Below are 7,803 nucleotides of genomic sequence, written 5' to 3' on the forward strand. Positions count from 1 at the left end.
AGTGGCGTCGGTTACAGACCCAAAACAACTCCGACCAATGGGGCAAACATGACCTACTGGTTCGCTAGCAAACCTTCAGCGCGGCATGCATCCCTCGTCCGCGAAGGAATAGTAATTACGCGGTGTGACGATCAGGTGATCCAGTATGGCAATGTCCAGCAGTTTGCCACATTCAGAGAGTTTGCGGGTTAGAGCTAAGTCCTGATCGCTTGGTTGGAGATTACCGGAGGGGTGGTTATGCGCCAAAATAATACCTGCTGCATTGGCCTGTAACGCCGTTACAAAGATGACTTTGGGATCGACAATGCAAGCGGTCATGCCGCCAGTCGCAATGTCGGAAATCGCCAGACAGTTATTCTTGCGGTCGAGAAGCAGGATTTTAAACTGCTCCAGGAGTTCCAGTTTGTTTTCATCCCAGGCGTGATGCAGGATTTCGTAAGCAGTGAGCGAGCGGGTGATTTGAATGCGATCCTGATAGGGCGTTTTGTTGCGGTAGCTGATTTCAACTTCGTTAACGGTGAAGAGCGATTGAATAGCCAATTGTGACACGACCACACCTCACAACGTCAGTTTAAGCTGATGCATGTGCCACGCATTGACATCCTTGTGCGGGGTGTAGACTTTGTTCATCGGCGTATGACGCAAATCGGCTTGCGTCTGGCAAAATTCGGTCAAGAGGGTGGTGGCTTTGGCTCCGGCCTCGTCGTTGTCCATCCAGCTATAGGCAACGCGATAGCCGTAATTCTGCATATAAGCGATGGCTTGTTTGAGGCAGGACAATGAATTAAGAATGATCGCATCATCAGCCAAACCATTGCCGCGTAACTGCGTGATGGCCGACAGGTAATCCATGAAGCCTTCAAAAAGGTGAATGCCTTCCGGCTTCGGTATCTTGCCCCGAATAAAGCTGATGGCTTTAGGCCGTAAACAGCCTTTAAAGAAAGGATTCCGCAGTTCAAAGCCGCCCTCTTCGTTGGGAAAGCCAAGCGCGGTGAAGTATTTGTTTGTCCGCGTGTTGTGAACGCGAAGCTCTTTGAGATGACGACGGGCGATGTTGTGGGGAATACCGCGCTTATCGAGATAATGGATGAGGCCTACATGCTGAATTTGCTTTTTCGATTTCAGCATTAATGGGCTGTCGTTATTGATGAGCTGATCATGGGGTCTGTGGACGGGCGCAATGTCATGAGATGCGACACCCATATTGCCAATCCAGCGTAATGCATCTGAAATCGTGTGGGATTCCCGTGTGAATTGCAAATAAGCGGATGCGAAATCAACCGGATCACCACCCCGCCCGTCGCCGTAATCGTGCCAGCGATTGGTTTTGGTATACACCCAAAAGCTGGGCGTTTTTTCCTTCCGTACGGGTGACAGATAGAGCAATTTGTCGGCTGCAGTACGTTTAGGATGAATACCCAGTCGGGCCAAAATTTCGACAATAGCTATCGCTTTCGCCTGATCGATGTTCATGGGCGATCTCCAAAAAATGATGAGAATGAGGGAGAGTTACTTACCGTTGAAGTTGTCGCTCAATGAATTTATCGAGTTCGGAACGGCGATAACGCACCGACCGCCCAACTTTTAGCGGTTTCAAGTCATAGCGTTTCGTGCAGTCCCATACCGCTAAGGTTCCAGGTGAAATACGGAGGTATTTAGCTGCGCTTTTTCGATCCAGTAGGGATTCATTTTTGTCGTGCATCGCTTACTCCCTTCTAGTATGAATAATTCCTAGAAAGACGGACTTCAATAGGAATATAATCATACTATCGTAAGATCATAGGTTTGGTCAACATAAACTGCATCCCATTAAGAAGTGATAATAAAGCCGCTAGTTACGCATTTTGATCGGAAGGCAACTAATCTGTTTGAATAGAACGAAAAAGTACTGTTTTTGATGAGGTTGACATCGTATATCCCTCTATCGTAAAAAATGCGTGATTTGAGGGGTGATTGGGCATCTTGTCAGTTGGCTTCACCTTTTGCTGTAGCGACTCGATATGAACTCGATCTAAATAATCCGCAAAGCACTGCATCATTTCAGTTCGCTGCGGTAAAAACGTTGCCCGATCATACGCGCGGTCGGTGCTACTTTTGGGAGCGTGTGCTAACTGTCGATCTGCGATCTCATGGGAATAACCCAGTTTCTCCTTTAAAATTCCAAGTGCCAACGATCGGAAGCCATGTCCAGTCATTCGGTTGCTATACCCCATCCGTTTTAGCGCAACCAAAATGGCCCCTTTGCTCATCGGTTTTCTGGGTCGTGGAATGCTTGGGAAAATATGCTCTCGGTATTTATTCATCGCTCTTAGTTCAAGGAGGATTTCAATAACTTGCCTAGAAAGTGGAACCAGATGCGGGCTGCGCATTTTCATACGCTCAGCTGGAATGGTCCATAATTTCTGATCGAAATCGATTTCGGACCATTTGGCTTCGATTAATTCACTGGTGCGAACAAATGTTAGAAACAATAAATGAATGGCCAGGTAGGTTTGACGGTACAACCTTGTTTTATGATTATATAGAGCCAGTAGGAACTGGGGTAATTCCTCAAGATCAATTGACGCAAAATGTCCCTTATTATATTTTTTCAAGGCTGTCTCTAAACCAATCGTCAAATCTCTATCTACTCGTCCGGTTACAATTGCGTAACGGCAGATATGGCTGATGAGTTGTTTCACACGGCGAGCCATCTCCGGGGCTGTTTTTTCAATCTTTTGTAAACAGGCCAAAATGACAATAGGCTTGAGTGTTGTTAGGGGAAATTGACCAATCTCAGAAAAGGTATATTTCTCTAAGCGATGTAAAATAGTTTGTGCATACCGTGGATTCCAAGTAGTAAGCCCTTTAGAATGCCACTCGCGCGCCACGGCCTGGAAGGTTTGTTGGCTGTTGAACACAGCTGTATGCTTGCGTTCTAACTTGGCAAAAAGTGGGTCTACCCCGCCTTTTAGTTCACCTTTGATTCGCTCTCGCTCTTTTCTGGCTTCCAAGAGGGAAATCTTAGGATAGCCCCCGATGGCAATCCGTTTCTCTTTACCATGGATGCGATATTTCAAACGCCAATTCTTCCGTCCGGATGACCTCACTTCCAAGTAGAGCCCTTCCCCATCAAAAAGTTTAAAGGTTTTTGCCTTTGGTTTGGCTGTTCGACACTGCATATCAGTCAATGGCATGCTATTCCATCCTTTCGGTTGCTGGGGATTTTATTATGGCTAAAGGGTGGGGACCCAAACCTCATAATTGGCAAAAGTCTCCCCTAAAGGTCCCCCACATTGCATGAATGTGGGGTAATGTTGGTAATCGTCCGTAAATGACAGCATACGCCGAAAGCCTTGAAAAACCGGTGTTTTTTCAAGTCGGTTAAGAACAAATAATGTGGGTAAAAGAGAGTTTTGGCTCCTCGAGCAGGATACCATTTTGATCACCTATGTACTTAAGAAAACTATATTCTTGATATCAGATTTTTATTTGGGACCCCTATCAAGTCCCCGGTGATAGGTATATAAATGGGGAACCTTGCTCTAGTATATTGAATTTCTTCATTATTGCAAGAGCAATCTACGGATAGGCCATTGCAGTTGGTTTGTTTAATTAGACTGAGCAAAGGTGTTTCCGCTCACAAATATCGGTTTATTGCTTTACTTTGTTTGCTATCTTGTTCCAAATCAATATATAAGTTGCTGGAGTGGTGGACCTTGTTAGATAAGCGATCTTATTGGGTGATCTTATACAAACATATTCTTCAGCAAAAATTGGTTTTGCTGAATAGATACGAAGCTTGACTTGAATTTAGAAATTGCAGCTATCAACTACTTAATAAGTATCATGTAAAGCTAAATTTTATGCTATGAGATTAACGTTTTTCTTTCTCACCGTTATAATTTTAACCTTACAAAGTTGTAAAAAAACAGAGGCAGACGTTGACTTAGTACCTAAAGGCAGCGCACTGTTTTCTTACCAAGTTACCCCAGAGGGCGACGGTAAGGTTGTTTTCATGGCCGATTCAAGCCAAAAAGTGCGCGAGTTTATTTGGGATTTTGGTGATGGGACTACTGCATCAGTCGTTACCGCCAAAACCACTCATATTTTCAAGAAAAATAAATTATTTCAGGTTAGACTGGTTGCTAAAAACAACGCGAGTCAACTCACAGATACGAAAACGATTGATGTTACTACGCGCTTCGCCAGAACCTTTGAGGATTTACCCGCTTCTCAACGGGATACCATCCGCGTACTCTATGTGATAACCTCTTTTGATAAAAGATCGGGATACCGAGATATAGCTGAGAATCCTAATCAGCCCATTTATAATGCGTACCTGAATCAGGTTTTTATTAAATTCCTGGAAAGACGCATACCGAATCACCCCAAAGAACTGGATAACCTGGTCTTTAAAGGCATCCCGTATGTCCTCTCCCCGGAAGACACCTTGAAATTTTATAATAACGGAGATTCTGATAGCTATTCTAAGGCATTATTTAAAGATCCCCAGGATGCTTTGTATCAGAAGATTCTGGCCAAAAAACGGCAGGTAGGTGCATCAAGACTGTTTTTTTGTATGCTTGACCCAGGTAAGCCAGGTCTCGATCACTATCAAAATACGTTTGATTATGTTGGCTATGCGCCAATAGGTGGCGGTTATGTTGCTGCATTCACTATCCCTGTTATTGTTCATGAAATGGGGCATTCGCTGGGATTTGCACACGATAACGAGCGCGACAGCCGTCGTATGCCCTTAATGAATGCTGGGACTACCCTAGTTTTTGGCAATGAACCAGCTATATGGTCATCGTTGCGAGAGTTGCAGTATAAGGACTATGAACATCAATTGGTTAAAATAAAACTATTACCACCTCTCTCCGGTGAAGAAGTGGTCCCCTGGTATTGGCGGCCTATCCTCTATCCCAACAACACAGTCCTTGACATTATTACGTTGAAAGATAGGGCGACGACGCCCTTTTATGGATCCGACAGTAATTTAGTGACTACCCTCTCTCAAGCGTTAATCGATCAATACAACATTAAGGTTTCGCCCAATATATGTACCAGTATAACAGTCAATGCGCAGCCACAGCCCAACGGGAGAATCGGAGTAAGCTCTGAAAAATTACCGGTGGCTTTTTGTAAATGATGTAATAGCTGAAAATTCGCTCAGAAGTAAAGCCTAGACCATCATACTGATAGCCCATCGCAGTGTAAGGGAGAACTATCTTTGCCTATTGCTTTCCAGGTAAGTAAATTACCGTCAGAGCCAATTTTCAACTATATCCGTGTGATTAGCAGCTTTACAAGCTCAATGAGGTATCTGGATTCGAACCGCTCCTAATTAATCTTCCTGTTATACGGTATAGACCGCATCCTCTACTTAATTACGGCTCATATTGACCTTTGTTGATTTGCACACTTGTCCGTGCAGAACAGGCCGATCTGATTTGCTGAGGATGTTAAAGCTTTACCTCGTTCCTACAAAGACGCTACTACCCCCATAAAAGCGGGTACCACCATTCCTGATAAGGCATAGATTGACAAGCTGTCAAGCTTGCTCAATTTGTGCCATCTGTGACACACATGGCTCGCTAAATCTATTTCTGGCTTGCAGCCATGAAATGAGCTGTTTTACTCTCCGGTAGACCCAGCCTTAAAAGTCACCATAAATTAGGTGTATAGTATCGTAATTCAACCTACTAATCTACACTCACAAAAGCCCTAACTCTTTAGTAAAGAAGATGGATTTCGTTTTAAGCGTCTTTCTAGCATCTTTTTTGCGGGGATAAATTCATGGGCTTTTTCTTGCAAAATATATGCGGCAAAAATCATACCTTAAAAATAGAGTACTTTTTTAATATATATTTAACTATTGGTATGTAAAATATAATTATTAATATTTTAATTTATACCATAATGCTAAATTAGTTAACTAATAGTAAGATATTGTGGTGAAAAATAATAAAATGTCTACTAATCAATATGTTACGGAATGTCTAAAGGCTAGCCAAATGCAGACGCTCATCGGCATCCCATTCGAACTAGCCGCTTAGTAAATATGGGGTTTTTCCCCTAAAGGTAATAGCTGGCATACGCTTTGCAAGTACCCGTCACTGTCTATTCGGTTACTTGACCCTAGCTATGCCATTTTATGAAACAAATTTTACAGATTGTTTGTTTAATCTGCCTCTTTTTTTCAGCCGACGCTAATCCAGCCAAACCCATCAAGGCCAATCCGATTAAAACTTCCAAGGGAAGCCGTTCGCTATCGGGTAGACTTAGCGCATTAGCTCATCGTCTCCAAAACGCTGTCCGAGTTCATGACGAACCACAAAGCCTATGGAAAAGTACCCGATTTGCCTTGGGGGATCACATTGATGACCCACGGAGCCTGTCTGCAATTGCTCCCCTACCATTCCCTAAACCACTGCCTATCAAAAAACCACTAGGACCCGATCCTATTCGGTTTTTGATGCAGGCGAATAAAGCAAGCATTGCCATTGGTGAGGAAGTTGAAATCACCATTACTGCCGAATTGATGCCCATCCTGCCAAGCCAGATGTTCTTTTTCGAGGCTCAGCGAAGCTACCGGCTAAAAGTCCTGTTGCCCAAGAATTTTGTACAAACGGGAGGCACTTATTACGATTATGTTGGTGGATCGCTGTCAACGAATGGCAACAAAAAAGAACAATACACCATAAAGGGGTATTTTATCGAAGCGATTGTAGAGCCGTTCATTCTCTTGCGAGGCGGGAAAGATCCGGGTGTTTCGGATTTGTTTGAGAAGAAACAACAGTTATTCATTCAACTAGCCACCAAGGATCCAATCACCCAGCCCAGAGCAAGACAAACAGCAGCTTGTTTATTAAAGACTATGCCGGTTGGGGTTAGTTATAAAACCAAAACCACTACGGTAAAAGGCCAGCCGAAAGTCGATTCTTCGTTTATCATCTTAAGGATCCCAGATTCCGCTCGCTATGAATTTAGCCGCGATAGCATCCAGTTTCAAAATAGCCCTCAGGTATTTTTACCCGATACAGCTGGCTCTATCATCATTCGGGATAAAGTAGATAAGACGTGTACTATTAAGATAAAATACCATTATAAAAAGCCATCAAACAGCACAACGAATATTTTTACCCCCTGTGGTGAAGCTCACTTAGAAAGTGAGACCCCACTTTTATGTGATGATTCAGAAGGTGGGAATACGGCAGGAATTGTAGAGCTTAAAAATTGTACTGGGGGAAGTACAAGATGGGCCATAAACGGTCAATATGATAATACTTATGATAATTCCATTAACATTCAGAATGCCCACTTAGGGAAAATTTATTCCGCTACCTGTGTATGTAATGGAGTAGATTATCCTTTAGATGATTATGCTTTTTCTGAGGACCCTCAATGTGGCTGTATTCCCTCTTGGGTGAATGTCAGTCCAGCCGTTACTCAGTGTAACGGCAACGACCGGGAACGTAAGCAAGTCGACGGCTGCGGCAATGAGCGTTGGGTGCTGGACCAGCAGAATGCCTGTGGCTGTAAGCCACAGGTCTGGACCGACGCTAACCCAGCCGTTACTCAGTGTAACGGCAACGACCGGGAACGTAAGCAAGTCGACGGCTGCGGCAATGAGCGTTGGGTGCTGGACCAGCAGAATGCCTGTGGCTGTAAGCCACAGGTCTGGACCGATGCTAACCCAGCCGTTACTCAGTGTAACGGCAACGACCGGGAACGCAAGCAAGTCGACGGCTGCGGCAATGAGCGTTGGGTGCTGGACCAGCAGAATGCCTGTGGCTGTAAGCCACAGGTCTGGACCGA

General features: G+C 44.2%; 6 protein-coding genes. 2 read left to right on the top strand and 4 right to left on the bottom strand.

Translation table 11 applies throughout. The annotated features are described in order from the left end of the window. Positions 1-75: 75 nt before the first annotated feature. The 4 genes from IC229_RS29625 to IC229_RS29640 form a co-directional block, all read right to left on the bottom strand. Entirely contained in the window at positions 76-549 is a 474-nt protein-coding gene (locus IC229_RS29625; RefSeq protein WP_190891730.1) for a JAB domain-containing protein, read from the bottom strand. Positions 550-558: 9 nt separating this feature from the next. Next, positions 559-1,473 carry a toprim domain-containing protein gene (locus IC229_RS29630; protein ID WP_190891715.1) on the bottom strand — a complete coding sequence of 305 codons (915 nt, stop codon included), beginning with the start codon at positions 1,471-1,473 and terminating at the stop codon, positions 559-561. Positions 1,474-1,513: 40 nt separating this feature from the next. Then, entirely contained in the window at positions 1,514-1,702 is a 189-nt protein-coding gene (locus tag IC229_RS29635) for a helix-turn-helix domain-containing protein (protein ID WP_190891716.1), read from the bottom strand. 157 nt (positions 1,703-1,859) lie between these two features. Continuing rightward, a complete protein-coding gene (locus tag IC229_RS29640; protein WP_190891718.1) occupies positions 1,860-3,176 on the bottom strand; it encodes a tyrosine-type recombinase/integrase in 1,317 nt (438 codons plus the stop codon). Positions 3,177-3,850: 674 nt separating this feature from the next. Between IC229_RS29640 and IC229_RS29645 the strand changes: the two genes are divergently transcribed. Further along, positions 3,851-5,134, top strand: coding sequence for a PKD domain-containing protein (locus IC229_RS29645; RefSeq protein ID WP_190891720.1), 1,284 nt, complete (start codon positions 3,851-3,853; stop codon positions 5,132-5,134). A gap of 1,005 nt (positions 5,135-6,139) precedes the next feature. Then, positions 6,140-7,803 (top strand): hypothetical protein (locus IC229_RS29650; RefSeq protein ID WP_190891722.1); only part of this gene is annotated, 1,664 nt, incomplete at its 3' end.

Origin of the sequence: Spirosoma profusum, assembly GCF_014699005.1 — a bacterium.
In the GTDB taxonomy this organism is placed as follows: Bacteria; Bacteroidota; Bacteroidia; order Cytophagales; family Spirosomataceae; genus Spirosoma; species Spirosoma profusum.